Genomic DNA, 297 nt, shown 5'->3' with positions numbered 1-297 from the left:
AAATTTTCGGAATTAAACCTTCCAGGTTAGCAAACATTAGAAAACATGAAACAGTACCACGACCTTATAAAACACGTCCTCGAGCACGGAAATGAAAAAGGAGACCGCACCGGCACCGGCACCAAAAGTGTATTTGGTTACCAGATGCGCTTTGACCTTAGCGAAGGTTTTCCAATGGTTACCACTAAAAAACTCCACCTCAAATCGATCATCTATGAATTGCTGTGGTTCCTTAACGGGGACACCAACATCAAATATTTACAGGAGAACGGCGTACGTATCTGGAATGAATGGGCC

Annotated in this window: 1 protein-coding gene; it reads left to right on the top strand. The window is 43.4% G+C overall.

Annotated elements, in window-relative coordinates; translation table 11 throughout:
• Nucleotides 1-45 precede the first annotated feature (45 nt).
• On the top strand, nucleotides 46-297 hold a 252-nt coding region (gene thyA, locus HC175_RS22940; RefSeq protein WP_168140071.1), incomplete at its 3' end, for a thymidylate synthase.

Source organism: Salinimicrobium oceani, assembly GCF_012037645.1.
The sequence above is the reverse complement of the archived record's forward strand: the minus strand, read 5'-3'. Positions and strand labels throughout refer to the sequence as shown.